Origin of the sequence: Leptobacterium meishanense (assembly GCF_037645805.1) — a bacterium.
GTDB lineage: Bacteria > Bacteroidota > Bacteroidia > Flavobacteriales > Flavobacteriaceae > Leptobacterium_A > Leptobacterium_A meishanense.
On sequence record NZ_JBBEXE010000004.1, the window covers coordinates 77610 to 98762 of the forward strand.

The following is a 21153-nucleotide window of genomic DNA, read 5'->3' on the forward strand; positions in this document are numbered from 1 at the left end:
ACCAATAATATAAAGTATATACATGAATACAGTAACAAAAATAGGTATAAAATCCTATATTTATAGGATGAATCCGGCTGAAACATACATTTTAAATCAAAAAGAACCATACAAGTCTATTTTGATACACATACAATCTGTTATAGAAGATGCGGTTCCGGATGTAGACCTTAAATACAAATACAACATTCCTTTTTATTATATAGCAGGAAAACCATATTGTTACCTCAATCAAAGTAAAGATTATGTAGACGTGGGTTTTTGGCATGCAGCACGCCTTACTGTTTATACAGAACATATGGTGACAGTGGGCAGAAAAGTAATGAAATCACTTCGTTATAAAAAGCTAGAAGATATTGATGATATAATTTTGATAGCAGTGCTACAAAATGCGTACGATGTAAGGCATAGAGTATTTTATAAATGATTTATTGTCTTTCTAATAGCTACTAAATTGGTGAGCAATTTTTCGAGGTGATCCAGATGTAGCATATTAGCTCCGTCACTCTTAGCATTAGCAGGGTCAAAATGTGTTTCCATAAATAACCCATCCACTCCTGCAGCTATCCCTGCCCGGGCAATGGTTTCAATCATATCTGGCCTTCCTCCAGTAACCCCGCTTGATTGATTGGGCTGTTGTAGTGAATGCGTTACATCTAAAACTACGGGAGCATATTGTTTCATGGTAGGAATGCCTCGAAAATCAACAATCATATCCTGATAACCAAACATGGTGCCCCGGTCAGTGATCATTACTTGTTCATTTTTGGAATCCAATACTTTCTGGACAGCATGTTTCATACTTTCCGGGCTCATAAACTGCCCTTTCTTTAGATTGATGATTTTTCCAGTATGTGCTGCCGCTACTACTAAATCTGTTTGGCGTACCAAAAAAGCAGGAATCTGCAATATATCTACATATTCAGCAGCCATTTTTGCATCCGAAACTTCATGGACATCGGTAATTGTAGGAACATGAAAAGTCTCCGAAACTTTTCTAAGGATTTTTAGTGCTTTTTCATCGCCAATCCCAGTAAATGAATCAATTCGGCTACGATTTGCTTTTTTAAAACTCCCTTTAAAAACATAAGAAATTTCTAGCTTATTGGTAATGGAGACCACTTTTTCTGCAATGCGCAAAGCCATAGCTTCACCTTCTATAGCACAAGGCCCTGCCAATAAGAAAAAGTTGTTGCTGCTATGATGCTTTATTTGTGGAATGGATTCGAGTTTCATACGCTAAAAATGCTTGAATGCAAAGATACAGTTTTTGAAAGAGGGTAAATAAGAATTTATTCATTAAAAAACCCAAAACCAACTAGTTGGTTTTGGGTTTTTATAGCTGTTTGTATAAAAAGTTATTTAATCATCTCAAAACTACGTTTTATGAATTGTGTAAGTTCTTCCCCCTTTAACAGGTTTTGAGATAGCCGTGCCAGGTCTAGTGATTGTTTGATCAACCGTTCTTGTTTGGGGCGTGTTTTGGTATTCAGTATCTGCCCTACCAATGCATGGTTGGTGTTGACTACCAGATTGTACATTTCGGGCATATTGCTCATACCAAACATACCACCACCTCCGGTAGCACTCATTTCTTTCATACGTCGCATAAACTCAGGTTGTGTAATTTTGAAGGGAGCAGACACACTATCCATAGCTTCTAATTGTACCGTATAATTGGTTTTTGGCACCACTTCTTCCAATACAGTTTTTAGTTTTTCTTTTTCTTCATCTGTTAACTTTGAGATTTGCTCCTCTTCTTTTTGGATAAGTTTATCAATTGAATCGGCATCTACACGTGCAAAAGATATTTTCTCTTTCTCAGTTTCTAGTTTTTGGATGAGGTGTGATACAATAGGGGAGTCTAGCAACAATACTTCATATCCTTTAGCTTTCGCCTCTTCTATATAACTGTGTTGTGCTTCTTTGTCACTTGCATAAAGGATAACCAGTTTATCATCTTTATCAGTTTGTGTGTCTTTTATTTTGTTTTGTAACTCCTCAAAAGTAAAATAGTTGCCTCCAACTGTTGGGTATAAAGCAAATTTTTCAGCCTTTTCAAAGAATTTATCTTCAGAGAGCATACCGTATTCAATCACTAACTTGATGTCATTCCACTTCTTCTCATACGCTTCCCGGTTTTCTTTGAATAATGAGTTGAGTTTATCGGCTACCTTTCGGGTAATGTAATTGGCAATTTTTTTCACATTCCCATCAGCTTGCAAGTATGACCGTGATACATTTAAAGGAATATCAGGAGAGTCAATTACCCCACGGAGCATCGTCAAAAATTCCGGAACAATCCCTTCTACATTATCTGTTACAAAAACCTGGTTTTGATAAAGCTGGATGCGGTCTTTTTGTATGTTAAGGTCGTTTGTTAGTTTCGGAAAATATAATATCCCTGTCAAATGAAATGGATAATCTACATTTAGATGGATATTGAAGAGCGGTTCTTCAAACTGCATTGGGTACAATTCCCGGTAGAAGTTTTTATAATCTTCTTCTTTCAGGTCGGCAGGTTGTTTGGTCCAAGCAGGATCCGGGTTATTTATGATGTTGTCAACTTGAACCTCTTTTTCTTTAGCATCTTCCCCTTCACCTGTTTTTTCAGTTTCTGTACGTGTCCCAAACTTAATAGGGACAGGCATAAACTTATTATATTTTACAAGTAACTCTTGGATCCTGTTTTCTTCCAAAAATTCTTTGGAGTCCTCTGCAATATGAAGGATAATTTCGGTTCCGCGTTCTTTTTTATCACTTTTTTCTAAAGTGAATTGGGGGCTACCATCACACACCCAATGTGCTGCAGGCTCATCTTTATAGCTTTTAGTAATAATCGCTACTTTATCGGCCACCATGAAGGCAGAATAAAAACCTAAGCCAAAATGGCCAATAATACCGGAATCTTTGGCAGAGTCTTTATATTTTTCTAAAAACTCTTCTGCTCCGGAAAAAGCAACTTCATTAATATATTTTTGTACTTCATCCGCCGTCATCCCTAACCCTTGGTCTATCACATGAAGTGTTTTCTTTTTTTTATCTATTTTAACTTCGATGATAGGGTTTCCATAGTCAACTTTTGCTTCCCCAATGCTGGTAAGATGTTTTAATTTTAGGGTAGCATCAGTAGCATTAGAAATAAGCTCTCGGAGGAATATTTCATGGTCACTGTACAAGAACTTTTTAATGAGGGGAAAAATATTTTCAACAGATACATTAATATTTCCGGTTTTCATATGTAAGGTTTTTTAAGTTTTTACGATTAATATAGTAGTGTTTCAAAAAAAGTACCATTTTTAAGTACGCTGACAAACTGGCATTTTGAAATTTATGAGTTAAAAAAAATGAACTTTTTTTGATATATGTTGATTTATTAGCATATGATAAGTGAAATAAAGAATTTGTGATATACTTTTACACTTGGAAATATGAACGAAACCTACATAATTCCAAATTTGTTTAGAAGATCACATTTAAAGATATATTAAGACCTATAATTGGTTTGTTTATTTATTGGTTAGGTTGTTTAAAAAGCGCACTCTCTACTTTTGAGTGTGCTTTTTTGTTTTTAGATTGAACTCTATTGTCTGCAATGCTTTATTTATAGATATCTGAATATTGGTTATATTGCTACACTTTTTTGCTTTTTGATAGCAGAAGGAAATAGAACAGCTAATAGAAACTAAATTATATTGATAATGTACAACTCTAAAATTGTAGGCCTTGGTTACTATGTTCCTGAAAACATAGTGACAAATGACGACTTGTCTAAAGTGATGGATACCAGTGATGAATGGATACAGGAGCGAACAGGTATTAAGGAGCGCCGATATGTAGTAGAAGGTAGTGGCGACACTACTACGAGTATGGGTGTAAAGGCAGCAAAAATTGCTATTGAACGCTCAGGAGTGTCCAAAGATGATATCGATTTTATCATTTTTGCAACCTTAAGTCCTGATTATTATTTTCCAGGGCCGGGGGTATTGGTACAGCGCGACCTTGAAATGAAAACAGTGGGGGCGCTGGATGTTCGTAATCAATGTTCAGGATTTGTATATGCTGTTTCTGTAGCAGACCAATATATAAAAAGTGGGATGTATAAAAATATCCTGGTAATTGGGTCTGAACTCCATTCTAGGGGATTGGACATGACAACCCGTGGGCGTTCGGTTTCCGTAATTTTTGGTGATGGTGCCGGAGCGGCTGTGCTGACAAGGGAAGAAGATGCTACAAAAGGCATACTATCTACACACTTACATTCGGAGGGGGCACATGCAGAGGAATTATCCGTAATTGCCCCGGGAATGGGAAAACGATGGGTGACAGATATTTTAAAGGACAACGATTCAGAGGATATATCCTATTATCCACATATGAACGGGCAGTTTGTGTTTAAAAATGCTGTAGTACGCTTTAGTGAAGTAATCATAGAAGGTTTACAAGCAAATGGTCTTACACCTGCCGATATTGATATGCTGATCCCGCATCAGGCAAACCTTCGGATTTCGCAGTTTATTCAAAAGAAATTTGGATTATCAGGTGATCAGGTCTATAACAATATTATGAAGTATGGAAATACGACAGCAGCTTCTATCCCTATTGCGTTGACGGAGGCTTGGGAAGAAGGAAAAATTAAAGAAGGAGATACGGTGGTATTGGCTGCTTTTGGAAGTGGGTTTACTTGGGGAAGCGTAATAATGAAGTGGTAATTACATTAGGTGCTCCCGAACAAAAGTGAGGCAATAGTCTTTAATATCGTCCCTTGTTTTCCGGAAGGCTTCCATTACCTCTGTAGCAGTTCCGGATGTTTTTGATGGATCTTTAAAGTTGTGATGTAACTTCGTAGCAGTAGAAGGGAATATAGGGCAACTTTCATGGGCATGGTCACATACGGTGATCACAAAATCGAAATTAATATCGTTGTACTCATCTACATGATTGGAGGTGTGTTTTGTGATGTCGATCCCGTCTTCTGTCATGATACCTACTGCAAAAGGGTTTAAGCCATGTACTTCAATACCTGCACTGTAAACAGTAGCTTTGTTGCCTGCAAGATGTTGTAAATAGCCATGTGCCATTTGACTTCGACAGGAGTTGCCTGTACATAGGACTAAGATATTTTTTTTCATTTGCTTACTATATTAAATTTAACAACATCCACTTTCACGCTCACAGTTAGTTGTTGAAAGTTCTTTCAAAGCAATTTTTGGTTTTTGATGTGTTGTTGGCATACAACAAGCAGAAGCTTCCTGTAACTCATAATGAGGATCATTGAATTCAGCATCTTCATGAAAATAATAAATTTCCCATTGGACTCCGTCAGGGTCATTTACCCAAAACTTATCTTGAATGGCATAACAACAAGTGGCGCCCATTTCTTCTTTGCTTACAATATTTTGCTCTTTTGCGATGGCTAGTCGTTCTTTCATTTCTTCTTTGGTAGCTACTTGGAACCCTAAATGGCCAAAATTAGACTGCACACGCTCCTTATTTTCAATAAATGAGATAATAAGGGAAGGTTTTTCTAAAATATATTTTGCATATCCTTGCTTTATTTTATCGGCATTTTTTCCGAAAAATGTATTGTAAAAGTTAATTGTAGCAGCAAGGTTACTTACGTAAAGTGAAACATGCATTCTGGGAAAGGTATTTGTGTTCATATTGCATTTATTTAGTGTCAACAGCAATTCTCTTTTGTACAGGAGGTTTGATAGGAATCTAAAAATGTGGTTAGCATTGATCGGTATGCTTCCCAGTTTTCTTCATGAATACAATAACAAATACTGGTTCCTTCAACAGTTCCTTTAATAATCCCAATATTTTTTAATTCTTTTAAATGTTGTGAAATAGTAGGTTGTGCAAGCCCGATTTCGCCTACTAGATCGCCACAAATACATGAATTTGATTTGATAATATGTTGTAGAATGGCAATCCGTGCCGGATGTCCAATGGCTTTGGCAATTTCAGCTAATTTATTTTGGTTTAGGGTATATATTTCTGATTTAGTAACTCCCATAAATGATTATTATATTGCAATATTACGATTAATAATTATAATCACAAAAAATTCCGGCAGTAATTTTCTGCCGGAATTCATCTGTAGCCAGTATTAGTATTAACCATCAACTACATCTATACAATGGCTACTGGGTTGTTTAAAAAAAGCCTCCGCCTCCTTGCTTAGTGTTGTCATCCCTATTTTTACGCCTCAATGCTCGGTTTTTTCCACCTCCGAAATTATAGGATAGCCCTAAATAAACAGTATCGCTCTCCCAATTGAAACTTCCTGTTTGTGGAAAAGGCAACCGGCCATCCACTGCAAATTGCATTGTATGGAAAATATCATTATAGTTAAGGCTGATTGTTCCCTTTCGATCTGCAAATGAATATCGGGCTCCGACATTTATGAACGTCATTGGGTCTATATCAAATTGTACAGTCCTTACACTTCCCCTATAAAACCCGAATAATGAAAGTGTTAGTTTTTTGGTGACCGTAAAATTATTATTTATACGCGCATTCCATGCAGTGTTATCTACTTCTACAGTTTCGGTTCCTACAATTCCATTTTGTGTTTGCGAATAAAGGTCAAAGCTGGCATTAAAACTCCACCATTTAGTTGGTTTGTAATTGCTTGATAGTTCAAAACCAAAAGAGGAATTGTCATTAAAATTATCAAATGTTAATATCGTCTTATTTTCATCTAAAGGGTCTATAAAAAGTGCCCGCGTTATTTCATCTTCAATTTTTCTGTAGAAAACACCTGCCGTGATACTTCCTCCTTTTAACCTTCGGGTATAGTTTAGTTCTACAGAATTAGTAAACTGGGGTATTAACTCTGTGTTTCCGAAAGCTGAGAGGAGGGGCGTGGTAAATTCTCGTATGGGGTTTACTTGGCTAATTCCAGGTCTGTCTACCCGCCTACTTACACTAAGTTGGTATTGATTTTTTTCACTAGGGTTGTATTTGACAAATGCTGAAGGGTATAATTGTGTGTATTTATCTGTAAATGCTCTTACCGTGTTGGTATCTGCTTTTACGGTTACATCTTCAAAACGGACACCTACTTGATACGACCATTTTTCAAAATTCTGCCCGTAGGTGGCATATGCTGAATAAATTTCTTGGTCATATATAAAATTGGTGCTAGGTGTAGGTACTAAGTCTCCATTTGAGTTGAATGATAATCCAGTAGATTCATAGTCGATCTCCGTATTAAAAAGTCGCACTTCGGTACCAAGTTCTAGTTTCGATTTTTCATCGAGCGGATTTACATAGTCTAGATTCACAATGGTTTGTTCCCTATCCACTTCATCAATATCTGTATAATCCGAGAGAGGTGAACCTATTAACATGAAATCAAATATGGTTTCACTCGTAAAAATATTTTGATCTATTTCAAGCTCAATATTATGCCCCTCTTTAGCAAAGTCTAATTTGTAATCCAAATTATATTGTTGACTTCTATTTTCAGTATCTACATCATTGAATTGTGTAATGTTAGGAAAGTCATTATTTAAGTATACGACCCTTATGTTTCCACCACCGCCTCCATCAAAAATATTTTGGTTTGTAAAAAATGACAATGTGTTTTTTTCATTGATATAAAAATCAACGCCCAGTTTATATAAATGAGATTCATTATCATTTAGGAAATCGTAAAATTGTATTGAATTTTCTTCGGGTCTTAATAAGTTTCCATTATTTATATATTGACCAATATTGGCTCCATAGTTTCCATAGAGGTTAAGCTTTCCGCTTCGATAGTTTAGGTTTAACGATCCGTTGAACTTGGGCTTAATTCCCTGTGTATAACCAAGGTTGGTACTTCCATTAAACCCTATATTCGCATTTTTGTGTAGTACAATATTTATGAGACCACTCATTCCTTCCGGATTGTATTTAGCCGAAGGGTTGGTGATCAACTCAATACTTTTGATAGAGGTAGAAGGTATTTGCCTGAGTAGTTGCGCTACAGGAACATTTGACAGTTTACCATCTACCATCACCCGTACATTTTGATTTCCTCTTAAAGAAAGGTCTCCTGTTTGTTGATCTACATTTACAGAGGGGATATTGTTCATGATGTCGGCAGCAGTAGCTCCTGTAGTAGTTAGGTCTTTTCCAACATTAATAACTTTTCTATCAATTCTTTGCTCAATGGTAGAACGTTCTGCAACTACATCTACACCTTCCAGATTGGCTACTTCCTCTTCAAGAACAATAGTTCCAACGTCGATGTTTCTGTTTTGACGGGAAACCACAATTTGTTGTGTATGCGTTTTATAGCCAATAAACTGGACTTCAAAGATGTGTGTGCCTTCGGGAATGTCCTTTAGCTTGAAGGTGCCATCATCTAGGGTAATACCTCCGGTGATGGTGGCCCCATCATTGGAAGATTTAACTACAACGGCTGCATAGGCTACCGGTTGCTGAAGGGTTTTGTCAATAATTTTTCCTGTAATATTCCCTATATTTAATGGATCAATAGGCGCGGTTTGTGAAGTTAGTGTGTATGAAGATAGCAACAATACACAGACTGTCAATAACTGTTTCATTTAGTAATTGTTTTTTGATTGATGATGAATTATAATGTCATAACGACACTATTATTGACGACGAGCACAGGAAAAAGTTACATAAACCACCTTTTAATTAACATTATTTTAACAATATGAGTAAAACTTTAGTTATTGGAGCTTCCTTAAAACCACATCGTTATTCTAACATTGCGGTGCAACGGTTAGTAAACCACGGAGAGGAAGTAGTGGCATATGGATTACGGAAAGGGAAAGTCTCAGGGGTTGTTATTGACACTGAATTAAAGATTTATGAAAATGTTGACACAGTAACGTTGTATTTGAACCCAAAAAATCAAAAGGCTTTTTATGATTACATTGTATCCCTTCACCCTAAACGTGTTATTTTTAACCCGGGGACTGAAAATGAAGAATTCTATACTATTTTAAAACAACATGACATTGTGGTAGAAGTTGCATGTACGTTAGTATTACTTTCTACGGGCCAATATTAAACCAATGAAAGTAATCAATCCATTTAAAACCAAGATAAAGAATCCAAAATTGAACCCAAACCATAGGGTACTATATTCTGAAACAAAATATGAAATAATAGGGGACAGCAGTGCAATGACAGGAACCCATTGATCTTTTACCTTCCATTTGGTAAATAATCCAAAACTATAGAGGCCTAACAATGGCCCATAGGTATATCCTGCAAAAACAAATAGCTTTGCTATTACACTTTCATTTTGAATAATATATTTAAAGGATATAATTACTAATACCAGTACTAGTGAAATAAATATATGGATGCGTTTTCGTAATGCAACCTGTTCTTTTTTATTGAGCCTTTCAATATTTAAAATATCTACACTAAAAGAAGTGGTAAGTGAAGTTAAGGCACTATCTGCACTACTATAAGCAGCAGCAATAAGCCCAATCAAAAAGAAGATAAAAACACCTATTCCTAAATGATCCTTTGCAAGTATGGCAAACAAATCATCTTTATGAGCATCAATGCCATTTTGTTGTGCATAGACCGTTAAGAGCAATCCTAAACTTAAAAAAATGAAATTTACGATAGTCAATACAATGGTAAACCAAAACATATTCTTCTGGGCATCTTTTAATGTTTTGCAGGTTAAGTTTTTTTGCATCATATCCTGATCCAATCCAGTCATCACTACAGCAATAAAAGCTCCTGAAAAAAACTGTTTCCAAAAATAATCGGCACTCTTAAAATTGTCAAAAAAGAACATTTTGGAGAGTTCGCTTTGTGAAATGTAATCTATAATCCCAATAGTTTCTATACCTAAATCTTCATACACAGAATAAATAGCTACTCCGACAGCAATCAGCATAAATAAGGTTTGTAGTGTATCGGTCCATATAATTGTTTTAATTCCTGACCTGAATGTGTAAAGCCATATCATTAGAATAGTAATCACCACCGTTACCCAAAAAGGGATGCCCATAGCATCAAATAGAATGATTTGAAGCACATTGGCCACTAAAAACAACCGAAAACTTGCTCCTATAACCCTAGATATTAGAAAAAAAGAAGCTCCTGTCTTATAACTGTAATCTCCAAATCGTTCTTGTAAATAGGTATAAATGGAAGTTAAGTTCAATCGGTAATACAGAGGCAGAAGCACAACCCCAATAATAAAATACCCTAGAATATAGCCTAAAACCACCTGCATATAGCTAAATTGAGAAGCCTCTACCCACCCGGGAACCGAAATAAAGGTAACACCGCTTAGCGATGCACCAATCATTCCAAAAGCAACCACATACCAAGGTGATTGTCTTTTAGCTTTGAAAAAAGTTTCATTACTGTCATCTTTTCCGGTTAAAAAAGAAATAAAAATAAGAAGCCCAAAATAAGAAGCTATTAACAGTAGGATATATATGGGTTGCATAGGATTGCTATTTGAATTGCAAAGTACAAACTCTGTTTAAAAAACCTAGAATAGTTTAGTCAAAATATATGTAGATTTGTAGCAATGGAATTCTCTTCAAAACTATTGGAAAATGCAGTATATGAAATGGCGCAGTTGCCTGGTATAGGTAAAAGGACGGCATTACGGTTGATTTTGCACCTATTGCGCCAACCTGCGGAGCAATCAGAGCGGCTCTCTTTTTCATTACAAAACTTGAGGAATGAAATAAAATATTGTGAAAGCTGCTACAATATTTCTGATACAGGTATATGTGAGATATGTGCTAATCCCAAGCGTAACAATGGGATTGTTTGTGTTGTAGAAGATATCCGTGATGTAATGGCCATTGAAAGCACCAATCAATACAAAGGCCTGTATCATGTGCTGGGAGGTAAAATATCCCCTATAGATGGTATTGGGCCTAATGACCTTCATATAGCTCCTCTAATTGAAAAAGCGAAACAGTCACAAATAAAAGAGCTTATTTTTGCATTGAGTTCTACGATGGAAGGCGATACCACAAATTTTTATATTTTTAAACAGATAACACCTTTTAATATTGCTGTTTCTACTATTGCTAGAGGGATAGCTGTTGGTGATGAGTTAGAGTACGCCGATGAGGTAACATTAGGGAGAAGCATCATAAACCGGATCCCTTTTGAAGGTTCCCTAAAAAAAATATAGCCCCACATGAAGTTGTCAGTAGTGATACTTAATTATAATGTAAAATATTTTCTGGAACAGTGTATTAGAAGTGTGCAAGCAGCCCTAACCAATATAGAAGGAGAGATTATAGTTGTTGATAATAATTCCAATGACGGGAGCTGTGAAATGGTTCGCAAATTTTTTCCAGGAGTACTATTAATAGAAAACGACACTAATGTAGGTTTCCCAAAGGGTAACAATCAGGGAGTTAACATAGCAAAAGGGGAGTATATATGTATATTAAACCCAGATATGGTCATTGCAGAAGATACATTTACAAAATTGTTAAGGCATGTTACTGAAGAAAATATAGGAATAACAGGGGTTAAATTAATTGATGGTGCAGGAAAGTTTCTGCCTGAAAGCAAGAGGGGGTTGCCAACCCCTTGGGTGGCATTTACAAAAATCTCGGGGCTATATAAAATATTCCCTAAAAAAGCTGGAAAATATTACGCCTCTTATCTTTCAGAAGATCGTGATGGTGAAGTGGATATACTTGTAGGGAGTTTTATGTTTATGAAACGATCACTATTTAATGAAGTTTCCGGGTTTGATGAAGAGTGTTTTATGTATGCAGATGATATAGATTTATCTTACAGAGTTAAAAATAAAGGATATAGAAATTACTATTTTCCAGAAGTAACAGCTATCCATTATAAAGGAGAAAGTACACAGAGAGATGAATTGTTTTTGAAACGTTTTAGAGAAGCAATGCGTTATTTTCATAAGAAATACTTTAAGCTGAATATTATTTTTGATGCCTTTCTTCAATTAGGGATATGGTATTTTGGTCTTACAAAACTTATAACATTTAGATCGATAGAAAAAAAAATAGGCATTGTGAAATGTTATCTTTTAGTCAAAAACGATAAAACACCTTGCCCTCGCATTGAAAAAGCGTTAACCGGAAAAGTTTCTGTAAAAAATGTTGAAGAGATTAAAGCATATAAAAAGTTTAAAAAAGGAACAGAAATTATTTTTGATGGCAATATAATAACAAACAAAGAAATCATCCAATTACTTCAAGATCTTAAAAACAAAGGAGCTACATTTAAAATACATCCTAAAAACAGTGAATTTGTTATTGGTAGCAATCACAAAGATACAAGGGGGCAAGTCATTGTGTTTTGATTTCCATTATTAGATATAATTTAAAAAGAAGTAGATATTTTTATTAATTTTGCATTTTGAACATCAAAATATAGCTTTAAATTGTAAATATGACAAAGTTTGAATTGAAATTGCCCAAGATGGGAGAAAGTGTAGCAGAAGCCACTATAACTGCATGGCTTAAAGAAGTAGGTGATCAAATTGAAATGGACGAGGCTATTGTTGAAATTGCTACAGACAAGGTAGATAGTGAAGTTCCTAGTGAAGTGGAAGGTATTTTGGTAGAGAAATTATTCAATGTAGATGATGTAGTTCAAGTGGGACAAACCATTGCCATTATTGAAACAGAAGGAGTTGATGATATTAATGAACCATCAGAAGCTGTAAAAACTACAGAAGAAGTTAAAGAAGAAGCTGTAGTAGCAGTTGAACAAACAATAGAAGTAGCGAAAGAGACAACTACAACCACATCAGATTATAAAAATGCAGAGCGGTTCTATTCGCCGTTAGTAAAAAATATTGCAAACCAGGAAGGAATAAGCCTTGAAGAATTAGAGGAAATCCCGGGAACAGGAAAAGATGGACGTGTTACCAAAAATGATATACTGTCATATGTAGAAAATAGACAGAAAAAAGACCCATCACCTGCAACAATGCAAAAAATGGTTGATTCGCCACCAAAACCTGTGACTTCAAAAACGGTTGAGAAAACTACAACTACTACTATGCCTGTTTCTTTGAATGGAGCAGATGAGCTTATTGAAATGACACGTATGGGAAAACTCATAGCCCATCATATGCGAGAAAGTGTGCAAACATCAGCACATGTACAAAGTTTCATAGAAGTAGATGTCACAAATATTGTAAAGTGGAGAGGCCATCATAAAAAAGAGTTTGAAAAGCGAGAAGGAGAAAAACTCACATTTACCCCGATATTTATGGAAGCTGTGGCCAAAGCGTTAAGAGATTTTCCAATGATGAATATTTCAGTAAATGGCGATAAAATCATCAAGAAAAAGAACATCAATTTAGGAATGGCTGCTGCGTTGCCCGACGGAAACCTTATTGTCCCGGTAATCAAAAATGCCGATCAGTTAAATCTGGTAGGATTGGCTAAAAAAGTAAACGATTTAGCTAACCGTGCCAGAAATAACCAATTAAAACCCGATGAAATTCAAGATGGCACCTACACAGTAACGAATGTGGGTACTTTCGGAAGTGTTTTTGGAACCCCTATCATTAACCAACCACAAGTAGGCATACTGGCACTGGGGGCCATCCGTAAAGTCCCTGCGGTCATAGAAACTTCTGAGGGCGATTTTATTGGCATCCGTCATAAAATGTTCCTTTCCCACAGTTATGACCATAGAGTAGTCAATGGCGCTTTAGGAGGACAGTTCGTAAAATGTGTAGCTGATTACCTTGAAGCATGGGATACAAACAGAGAAATATAACCGGCATTTTGACAAAGTCATAAATACCTCTAACATTCCTTATATTTACATCCTTAAAAGTGTAGGTATTAATGGAACTCAATCTTAATAGGTCTATCTGTTTTTTTGATTTGGAAACAACCGGCACCGATGTTGCGAAAGACCGTATTGTTGAAATATCAGTACTAAAAATCTATCCAAACGGGAACAAAGAAAGCAAGACATGGTTGGTCAATCCTGAAATGCCCATTCCTGAAACGGCTGCTGCCATACATGGCATTACTGATGAAAAAGTAGCGAACGAACCCACTTTCAAAGAACTCTCCAAGGAGATATATAACTTGATAAAAGATAGTGATTTGGCAGGCTTTAATTCCGACAGGTTCGATATTCCTTTGTTAGCAGAAGAGATGTTACGTGCGGAAATAGATTTTGATATGAAAAACAAAGTGTCGGTAGACGTACAAACGATCTTTCACAAGATGGAAAAGCGTACGTTGGGTGCAGCCTATAAATTTTACTGCGACAAAAATCTGGAAGATGCTCATAGTGCAGAAGCTGATACCAATGCCACTTATGAAGTCTTAAAAGCGCAATTAGCTAGGTATGAAGAACTTGAGAACGATATTAAGTTCTTAGCTGATTTCACCACCCGAAAAGAAACAGCAGATTTTGCCGGGTTTATTACCTATAATGAAGAAAAAGAAGAGATTTTTTCATTTGGAAAACACAAAGGCAAAAAAGTAGAAGATGTTATGGAAGAAGAGCCTGGTTATTTTGGGTGGATACTAAATGCCGACTTTCCATTATATACAAAAAAGGTGTTAACAGGTATTAAACTGCGGAAGCTTAATACAAAACACAAATAAAAAACATTTTTCAATAAATTAATCAAAGAACATGAAGATCATCTGCGTAGGGAGAAATTATGCAGCACATATAGAAGAACTCCAAAACGAGCGTCCTGAAGAGCCCGTTATATTTATGAAACCTGATTCAGCTGTCCTTCCAAAAGAACAAGATTTCTACATTCCCGGTTTCTCCAATGATATCCATTACGAAGTAGAGATATTGGTTAAAATATGCAAAGTAGGGAAACATATAGACAAGAGGTTTGCACATAAATATTATCAGGAAATTGGCTTGGGTATTGATTTTACAGCACGAGATCTCCAAAACAGACTCAAAGAAAAAGGATTGCCATGGGAAAAAGCCAAAGGCTTTGACGGTGCTGCAGTTATTGGTACGTGGCAACCCAAAAGTAACTTTGTAGATGTTAACAACATCAAATTTCAACTTTTAAAAAATGGCGAAGTAGTACAACAAGGAAATACAAATCACATGTTATGGAAAATAGATGAACTCATTGCCTATATATCAACATATTTTACATTGAAAAAAGGTGACGTTATTTTTAGCGGTACACCGAAAGGAGTTGGTAGCGTAAAAGAAAATGATTATCTTGAAGGTACCATTGAAAATAAAAAAACAGTTGCCGTAAAAATCAAATAAAAATGCACTACAATCTGGATAAAGTGAATGAGCTTTCAGGAGGTGATGAAGAATTTACGATTTCAATAATCAGTGTCTTCTTGGAAGAAACACCACAAGATATTTTAGATTTAAAAGAAGCTATAGAAAAAGAAGATTTTCAGGCAATATACAAATCTGCCCATAAAATAAAACCCAATGCCGATATTATGGGAATGGAGGGAGCAAGAGCAAAATTATTGGAGATAGAAAACCAGGGAAAACAAGATAAAGATATAGAAGTTATAAAAAGCCTATTCCCTTCTGTAGAAGCCTCTATAAACAGTGCCATTACAGAACTTAAAAACGACTTTGGCCTCTAATGCAAGCAGAAATTATTACCATTGGCGATGAAATTCTCATCGGGCAGGTTATAGATACCAATTCCGCTTATATAGCTAAAGAACTTAATAAAATTGGGGTTTCTGTATATCAAATCACTTCTGTTCAAGATGAAACCCATCACATACTAGAAGCACTTTCAGAAGCAGAAATGCGGGCAGATGTAATCATCATAACAGGTGGTTTGGGGCCCACTAAAGATGACATCACCAAGCATACTATTTGTACTTATTTTGATGACAAATTAGTACAGAACAGGGCTGTACTGGAAAATGTAGAAATGCTGTTTAAAAAATACATTAATACGCCTATATCCGAAGTGAACCGTAAGCAAGCTTTGGTACCGTCAAAAGCAACCGTTTTAATGAACCGCTATGGTACAGCCCCCGGAATGTGGTTAGAAAAAAACAACAAAGTGTTTGTTTCCCTTCCCGGTGTCCCCTATGAGATGAAAGCACTTATGCAGCATGAAGTACTGCCTAGGATACAGCAAAAATTCCATCGCCCTTATATAATTCATAAAACGGTATTGACCTATGGCATGGGAGAAAGTGCCATTGCTGATAAAATAGAAGATTGGGAGAACAACCTGCCTGATTTTATAAAGTTAGCCTATCTACCTAATTTAGGAAAAGTGCGCCTCCGATTAACAGCAAAAGGGGTAGACAAAACAAAAATAGAAGCAGCAATTGAGAAGCAAATAAAACTATTACACAATTATATTGGTGATATCATTTACGGAATGGAAAATGACCATTCCATAGAATACATTATTGGGAAACTCCTTACGGAAAAAAGAAAAACATTGGCAACAGCAGAAAGTTGTACCGGAGGTAAAATAGCGGAATGCATTACCAGTGTTCCCGGAGCCTCTGCCTATTACAAAGGGAGTATTGTGAGTTACGCAACTGAAGCCAAAACAGCTATTCTGAAAATTCCAAAAGAACTCATTGAAAAATATTCGGTAGTAAGCGCCAAAGTAGCAGAAGCGATGGCAAAAAATGTACAGCAGTTATTTAAAACCGATTATGCTATTGCCACTACCGGAAATGCAGGGCCTACCAAGGGAGATGAAAGTACACCTGTAGGAATGGTTTTTATAGCAATAGCCACTCCATCCAGAGTATTTTCAGAAGGGGCAAACATGGGAAACCATCGGGAAAAAGTCATTAACAAAACTGCCAATAAAGCTTTTGAAATGCTTCAAAAAGAAATTTTAAAAAATTAAGCAATCGTTATTTGCCTGTCAGATAAAAAATTCGTTAATTTGCACCCTGTTTTTAAATAACACAAAAGAAAAGAGATGTCAAGAGTGTGTCAACTTACCGGAAAGAAGGCGATGGTGGGGAACAATGTCTCTCACGCGATGAATAAAACCAAACGCAGGTTCAATGTAAACCTTACTAAAAAGCGTTTTTACATCCCGGAGGAAGACCGATGGATAACATTGAAAGTTTCTACTTCGGCTATTAAAAATATTAACAAAAAAGGTATCTCTGCTGTTTTAAAAGAAGCAAGAGAAAAAGGATTTTTGAAATAATACCTTCAAAAATAAAACAAGATGGCAAAGAAAGGAAATAGAATACAAGTTATTTTAGAGTGTACAGAGCATAAAGATTCAGGTATGTCAGGGACATCTCGCTACATAACTACTAAAAATAAAAAAAACACGCCGGATAGATTGGAGATCAAAAAATTCAATCCTATCCTTAAAAAAATGACCGTTCATAAAGAAATAAAATAAGTTGAACCATGGCAAAGAAAACAGTAGCAACATTACAAACAAGTTCAAAGCGGTTAACCAAAGCTATTAAAATGGTGAAGTCACCAAAATCAGGGGCCTATACTTTTGTAGAATCTGTAATGGCTCCGGAAGCGGTAAATGAATGGTTAGATAAAAAATAAAATTTGAGTTAAACTTTCGTTTATTAAAAAGCTACTTCTTGTCAGGAGTGGCTTTTACTTTTTCATATCTTTGATGCGCTGTATAATTTACCGTATAAAAAAGCTTTAAAATGAGCCTTTTTAAAAAAATATTCTCTTCAGAAAAAAAAGAAACGCTAGATAAAGGGTTGGAAAAAACCAAAACCAGCTTTTTCTCAAAACTAGGCAAAGCTGTTGCTGGAAAATCGAAGGTAGATGAAGATGTTTTAGATAATTTAGAAGAAGTATTGGTAACCAGTGATGTAGGGGTAAATACCACTTTAAAAATAATTGAACGCATTGAAGACCGAGTATCCAAAGACAAATATCTGGGGACTGATGAACTCAACGGAATCCTTCGGGAAGAGATTGCGGGGTTGCTTGCTGAAACCAACACAGGGGAAGAAACCGAATTCACCGTTCCGAATGATAAAAAGCCCTATGTGATTATGGTGGTAGGCGTAAATGGTGTTGGCAAGACCACTACCATAGGCAAATTGGCCTACCAGTTAAAAAAACAAGGAAAAAAAGTGGTGCTGGGAGCAGCCGATACCTTTCGGGCTGCAGCGATTGATCAGCTCCAAGTATGGGCAGATAGGGTAGGTGTCCCTATCATAAAGCAGCAAATGGGCAGTGACCCTGCTTCTGTAGCTTTTGACACCTTAAAATCAGCAGTCTCACAAGGGGCAGATGTAGTCATTATAGACACAGCAGGTCGGTTGCACAACAAAGTGAACCTAATGAACGAACTCTCCAAAGTAAAACGGGTAATGCAAAAAGTAGTAGATGATGCCCCTCATGATGTACTTTTGGTACTCGATGGCTCTACCGGGCAAAACGCTTTTGAGCAGGCCAAACAATTTACCAAAGCTACTGAAGTAACATCACTTGCAGTTACCAAATTAGACGGTACGGCAAAAGGAGGCGTTGTTATTGGTATTTCAGACCAGTTCCAAATTCCCGTAAAATATATTGGTGTGGGCGAAGGCATAGAAGACCTGCAAGTATTTAACAAGTATGAGTTTGTAGATTCTTTTTTTAAATAATATATTGACTTCTGAACAAAATGCCATTTCAATCTCGATTTATCGAGAGAGAAATCTTAAAAATGAAATAAACAGATTTCATATCCATCAGTACCCAAATTGTGTAAGTTTTAATGACTAAGGTTGTCATAGATTTGAAATATTTTACCATTTGACGCAACCAAATTAAGTTTTGTGCATCTACTAAGTAAAACAATAAAACATGAAAAAGATACTTAGACTTTCTATATGGATAATAGGCTCACTTTTATTAAGTTTCCAAACAGCATGTATTCTTGAAGAAGATGATTCTGATTCAGAATGCAATTATGTATTGTGTACTGAACAATTTGTAACAATTATGGTATCTATAGAAGATCAAAATCAAAACCCTATTTCTTTAGATTCTTTTGAAGCCATAGATATGGTTAGTGGGGCTGACTTAACGATACCACTTTCACCATCGGCTCTTACACGTATACAAGAGCGTGGGATATATCCAATGGTAAGTGATATGAGTGGCATTGAAAGAAATCAAGAATTACATGTTCAATTTAGAGGCTTTATTAATGGCGAAGAGGTTATTAGTGCTATTTATACCGTAGGAGCAGATTGCTGTCATGTATTTTTAATTTCCGGGGATTTACAATTAGTTCTTGAACTTGAATAAACGAAAGAGGATATTTTGCATATAAGTTAAGATTAAAAATCACTATATATGGATAACTATTAGAGGGCTCTCCTAAATGGGGAGCCCTCATTGCTTTAAATAAATTGGTATTATATAATGAAAATGGTGAGTATATGTTTATGAAATAGTCTTTATCAAAATTACAATACTTCAAAAACTAAACATTTTAAATTGACCTTATTCTCTTTTTCTATGTATATTTAAAGCAATAAAGAAGCACTTCAAATGAAAAAAATAGTTGTATTACTAACGGCCTTTATTTGTTTTATCTCCTGTAAAAAAGAAACAAAACCTATTGAAGAAATTATCTGGCAACCCTATGACGAAACTTCAGAATTAGCAGCACAGGCCAATCATGAGAATGCCCGCATGCGTTTTAAGTTGCTTAATTCTAAGCTGACCGATAAAAATACGTTATGGCAACCTTTTGAAATAGCCCTTGCTAATTTTTCTCAAGATGACTATGAAAAACTGAAACCTCTTATTCTCGAGCAAAACATTCCAAGTATTCAAAAAAGTGTTCAAGAAAAGAAACTAACCTACGAAGAATTAACGCTGTTTTTTATTTATAGGATCCGAAACTATGAACATAACAATGCAGTGTCGTTAAATGCTGTGATCACCTTAAACCCAAACATTCTTAAAGAAGCAAGAGAACTGGATAAAAAACCTTTTGATGAAAAAAGAATATACAGCCTTTATGGCATGCCCATACTGTTAAAAGACAATGTAGGCGCTTCCGGTATGTACACAACTGCCGGAGCTGCTGTATTAGCTGAAAACAACCCAAATGATGCGTTTATTGTAGATAGATTAAAAGCAAATAATGCACTCATCTTAGGGAAAACAAACCTTAGTGAATGGGCGTATTATTTCTGTGATGGATGCCCGCTAGGTTATAGTGCCATTGGCGGGCAAACATTAAACCCGTATGGAAGGAAACTTTTTGAAACCGGAGGTTCCAGTTCCGGAAGTGGTGTAGCAGTAGCCGCAAACTATGCGGTTGCTGCGGTCGGTACCGAAACCTCAGGGTCTATTCTGTCACCTTCCAGTCAAAACTCGGTAGTAGGGTTAAAACCGACGGTTGGTTTATTAAGCCGTACAGGTATTGTCCCCATTTCCAGTACATTGGATACGCCCGGTCCCATGACAAAAAATGTGATGGACAATGCCATTTTCCTAAATGCAATGACAGGGAAGGATTCGTTAGACACAGCCTCTATGGATTTGAATAAAGATTATTTAAAAAATTTGAAGAATGCCAACTTAAAAGGAAAGCGGTTAGGGGTTATAAGAGAGCTTTTAACAGATAGTATTTATGCCACTACCGTAAAGAAACTTGGGGAGTTTGGTGCAGAAATCATCGAGTATGATCCTCCATCTATAACCTTAAATGGATTTTTAACCTTGTTGAACATTGATATGAAAAATGACCTTTCGAAGTATTTGGAAAATTATGCCAGTGACAATATTACCCTACGGTCTATTGAGGATGTGGTTGCCTACAATCAATCGAATATGGATATTCGGGCACCCTATGGGCAGCAATTGTTTGAAGGTATTGTATCCGATGCTACGACCCCTGAAGACTTTGAAAGGATTAAGAACGACCTTCATGATAATGGCAAAAAATACTTTGCAACGCCTATGGAGCAATACCAGTTAGACGCAGTATTATCCATCAACAATTACCACGCAGGATATGCTGCGGTGGCCAAATATCCTTGTTTAACCGTGCCCATGGGTTATAAATCTACCGGAGAGCCCATAAGCTTAACATTTATAGGAAAACCTTTTACGGAAGATGACCTGTTAAAGCTAGGTTATGCTTTTGAAAAGCAAACAAAGGTTCGGAAAGCGCCCAAGAATTATCAGTAAAAGTATTTTTTAGTATACTATAGCATATATTTCCGGTATTTTTGCATA

23 protein-coding genes are annotated in these 21153 nt (G+C 36.1%); 16 read left to right on the forward strand and 7 right to left on the reverse strand.

Annotated elements, in window-relative coordinates:
• The first annotated feature begins 22 nt into the window (after positions 1-22).
• Positions 23-427: a DUF1801 domain-containing protein gene (locus tag WBG21_RS05600; RefSeq protein ID WP_340075667.1), complete on the forward strand. Its 405-nt coding sequence runs from the start codon at positions 23-25 to the stop codon at positions 425-427.
• On the opposite strand, the gene kdsA is transcribed toward WBG21_RS05600, so the two are convergent.
• Entirely contained in the window at positions 418-1236 is an 819-nt protein-coding gene (gene kdsA / locus WBG21_RS05605; protein WP_340075669.1) for a 3-deoxy-8-phosphooctulonate synthase, read from the reverse strand. The genes WBG21_RS05600 and kdsA overlap by 10 nt on opposite strands.
• A 122-nt stretch (positions 1237-1358) precedes the next feature.
• Positions 1359-3239, reverse strand: a complete 1881-nt coding sequence (htpG, locus tag WBG21_RS05610) for a molecular chaperone HtpG (RefSeq protein WP_340075671.1) — start codon at positions 3237-3239, stop codon at positions 1359-1361.
• A gap of 462 nt (positions 3240-3701) precedes the next feature.
• Here htpG and WBG21_RS05615 point away from each other — a divergent pair, with 462 nt between their 5' ends.
• Positions 3702-4712, forward strand: a complete 1011-nt coding sequence (locus WBG21_RS05615; RefSeq protein WP_340075673.1) for a 3-oxoacyl-ACP synthase III family protein — start codon at positions 3702-3704, stop codon at positions 4710-4712.
• Here the strand turns inward: WBG21_RS05615 and WBG21_RS05620 are convergent, their stop codons facing one another.
• From WBG21_RS05620 to WBG21_RS05635, 4 genes are all read right to left on the reverse strand, one after another.
• A complete protein-coding gene (locus tag WBG21_RS05620) occupies positions 4713-5132 on the reverse strand; it encodes an arsenate reductase ArsC (protein ID WP_340075675.1) in 420 nt (139 codons plus the stop codon).
• 18 nt (positions 5133-5150) lie between these two features.
• Positions 5151-5663, reverse strand: a complete 513-nt coding sequence (locus WBG21_RS05625) for an ArsI/CadI family heavy metal resistance metalloenzyme (protein WP_340075677.1) — start codon at positions 5661-5663, stop codon at positions 5151-5153.
• Between the two features lie 17 nt (positions 5664-5680).
• A complete protein-coding gene (locus tag WBG21_RS05630; RefSeq protein WP_340075679.1) occupies positions 5681-6019 on the reverse strand; it encodes an ArsR/SmtB family transcription factor in 339 nt (112 codons plus the stop codon).
• A 139-nt stretch (positions 6020-6158) separates the two neighbouring features.
• Entirely contained in the window at positions 6159-8561 is a 2403-nt protein-coding gene (locus WBG21_RS05635; RefSeq protein WP_340075681.1) for a TonB-dependent receptor, read from the reverse strand.
• 116 nt (positions 8562-8677) lie between these two features.
• On the opposite strand from WBG21_RS05635, the gene WBG21_RS05640 reads away from it, so the two are divergent.
• Positions 8678-9037, forward strand: coding sequence for a CoA-binding protein (locus WBG21_RS05640; RefSeq protein WP_340075683.1), 360 nt, complete (start codon positions 8678-8680; stop codon positions 9035-9037).
• Here the strand turns inward: WBG21_RS05640 and WBG21_RS05645 are convergent.
• Positions 9014-10447: a sodium:solute symporter gene (locus WBG21_RS05645; RefSeq protein WP_340075686.1), complete on the reverse strand. Its 1434-nt coding sequence runs from the start codon at positions 10445-10447 to the stop codon at positions 9014-9016. The genes WBG21_RS05640 and WBG21_RS05645 overlap by 24 nt on opposite strands.
• Positions 10448-10531: 84 nt before the next feature.
• On the opposite strand from WBG21_RS05645, the gene recR reads away from it, so the two are divergent.
• The 13 genes from recR (at position 10532) to WBG21_RS05710 (ending at position 21105) form a co-directional block, all read left to right on the forward strand.
• A complete protein-coding gene (recR, locus tag WBG21_RS05650; protein WP_340075689.1) occupies positions 10532-11152 on the forward strand; it encodes a recombination mediator RecR in 621 nt (206 codons plus the stop codon).
• Between the two features lie 6 nt (positions 11153-11158).
• On the forward strand, positions 11159-12304 hold the full coding sequence (locus WBG21_RS05655; protein WP_340075691.1) for a glycosyltransferase family 2 protein: 1146 nt from the start codon (positions 11159-11161) through the stop codon (positions 12302-12304).
• An 89-nt stretch (positions 12305-12393) separates the two neighbouring features.
• Positions 12394-13737 carry a dihydrolipoamide acetyltransferase family protein gene (locus tag WBG21_RS05660; RefSeq protein WP_340075693.1) on the forward strand — a complete coding sequence of 448 codons (1344 nt, stop codon included), beginning with the start codon at positions 12394-12396 and terminating at the stop codon, positions 13735-13737.
• A 71-nt stretch (positions 13738-13808) separates the two neighbouring features.
• The gene (locus WBG21_RS05665) at positions 13809-14585 is read left to right on the forward strand and encodes a 3'-5' exonuclease (protein WP_340075695.1); all 777 of its coding nucleotides are present in this window, start codon (positions 13809-13811) and stop codon (positions 14583-14585) included.
• Positions 14586-14616: 31 nt separating this feature from the next.
• The gene (locus WBG21_RS05670; RefSeq protein WP_340075697.1) at positions 14617-15228 is read left to right on the forward strand and encodes a fumarylacetoacetate hydrolase family protein; all 612 of its coding nucleotides are present in this window, start codon (positions 14617-14619) and stop codon (positions 15226-15228) included.
• A 2-nt stretch (positions 15229-15230) separates the two neighbouring features.
• A complete protein-coding gene (locus WBG21_RS05675) occupies positions 15231-15569 on the forward strand; it encodes an Hpt domain-containing protein (RefSeq protein ID WP_340075699.1) in 339 nt (112 codons plus the stop codon).
• Positions 15569-16816, forward strand: a complete 1248-nt coding sequence (locus WBG21_RS05680; protein ID WP_340075701.1) for a competence/damage-inducible protein A — start codon at positions 15569-15571, stop codon at positions 16814-16816. The genes WBG21_RS05675 and WBG21_RS05680 overlap by 1 nt, the downstream gene beginning before the upstream one ends.
• Positions 16817-16891: 75 nt before the next feature.
• The gene (gene rpmB / locus WBG21_RS05685) at positions 16892-17128 is read left to right on the forward strand and encodes a 50S ribosomal protein L28 (protein ID WP_340075703.1); all 237 of its coding nucleotides are present in this window, start codon (positions 16892-16894) and stop codon (positions 17126-17128) included.
• A 21-nt stretch (positions 17129-17149) separates the two neighbouring features.
• Complete coding sequence (gene rpmG / locus WBG21_RS05690) at positions 17150-17332, forward strand: 50S ribosomal protein L33 (RefSeq protein WP_340075706.1); 183 nt, start codon at positions 17150-17152, stop codon at positions 17330-17332.
• A gap of 8 nt (positions 17333-17340) precedes the next feature.
• Positions 17341-17493 carry a DUF4295 domain-containing protein gene (locus tag WBG21_RS05695; RefSeq protein WP_340075709.1) on the forward strand — a complete coding sequence of 51 codons (153 nt, stop codon included), beginning with the start codon at positions 17341-17343 and terminating at the stop codon, positions 17491-17493.
• Positions 17494-17603: 110 nt separating this feature from the next.
• On the forward strand, positions 17604-18557 hold the full coding sequence (gene ftsY / locus WBG21_RS05700; protein ID WP_340075711.1) for a signal recognition particle-docking protein FtsY: 954 nt from the start codon (positions 17604-17606) through the stop codon (positions 18555-18557).
• Positions 18558-18759: 202 nt separating this feature from the next.
• Complete coding sequence (locus tag WBG21_RS05705) at positions 18760-19206, forward strand: hypothetical protein (protein WP_340075713.1); 447 nt, start codon at positions 18760-18762, stop codon at positions 19204-19206.
• Positions 19207-19452: 246 nt separating this feature from the next.
• A complete protein-coding gene (locus tag WBG21_RS05710; RefSeq protein WP_340075715.1) occupies positions 19453-21105 on the forward strand; it encodes an amidase family protein in 1653 nt (550 codons plus the stop codon).
• Positions 21106-21153: the final 48 nt, after the last annotated feature.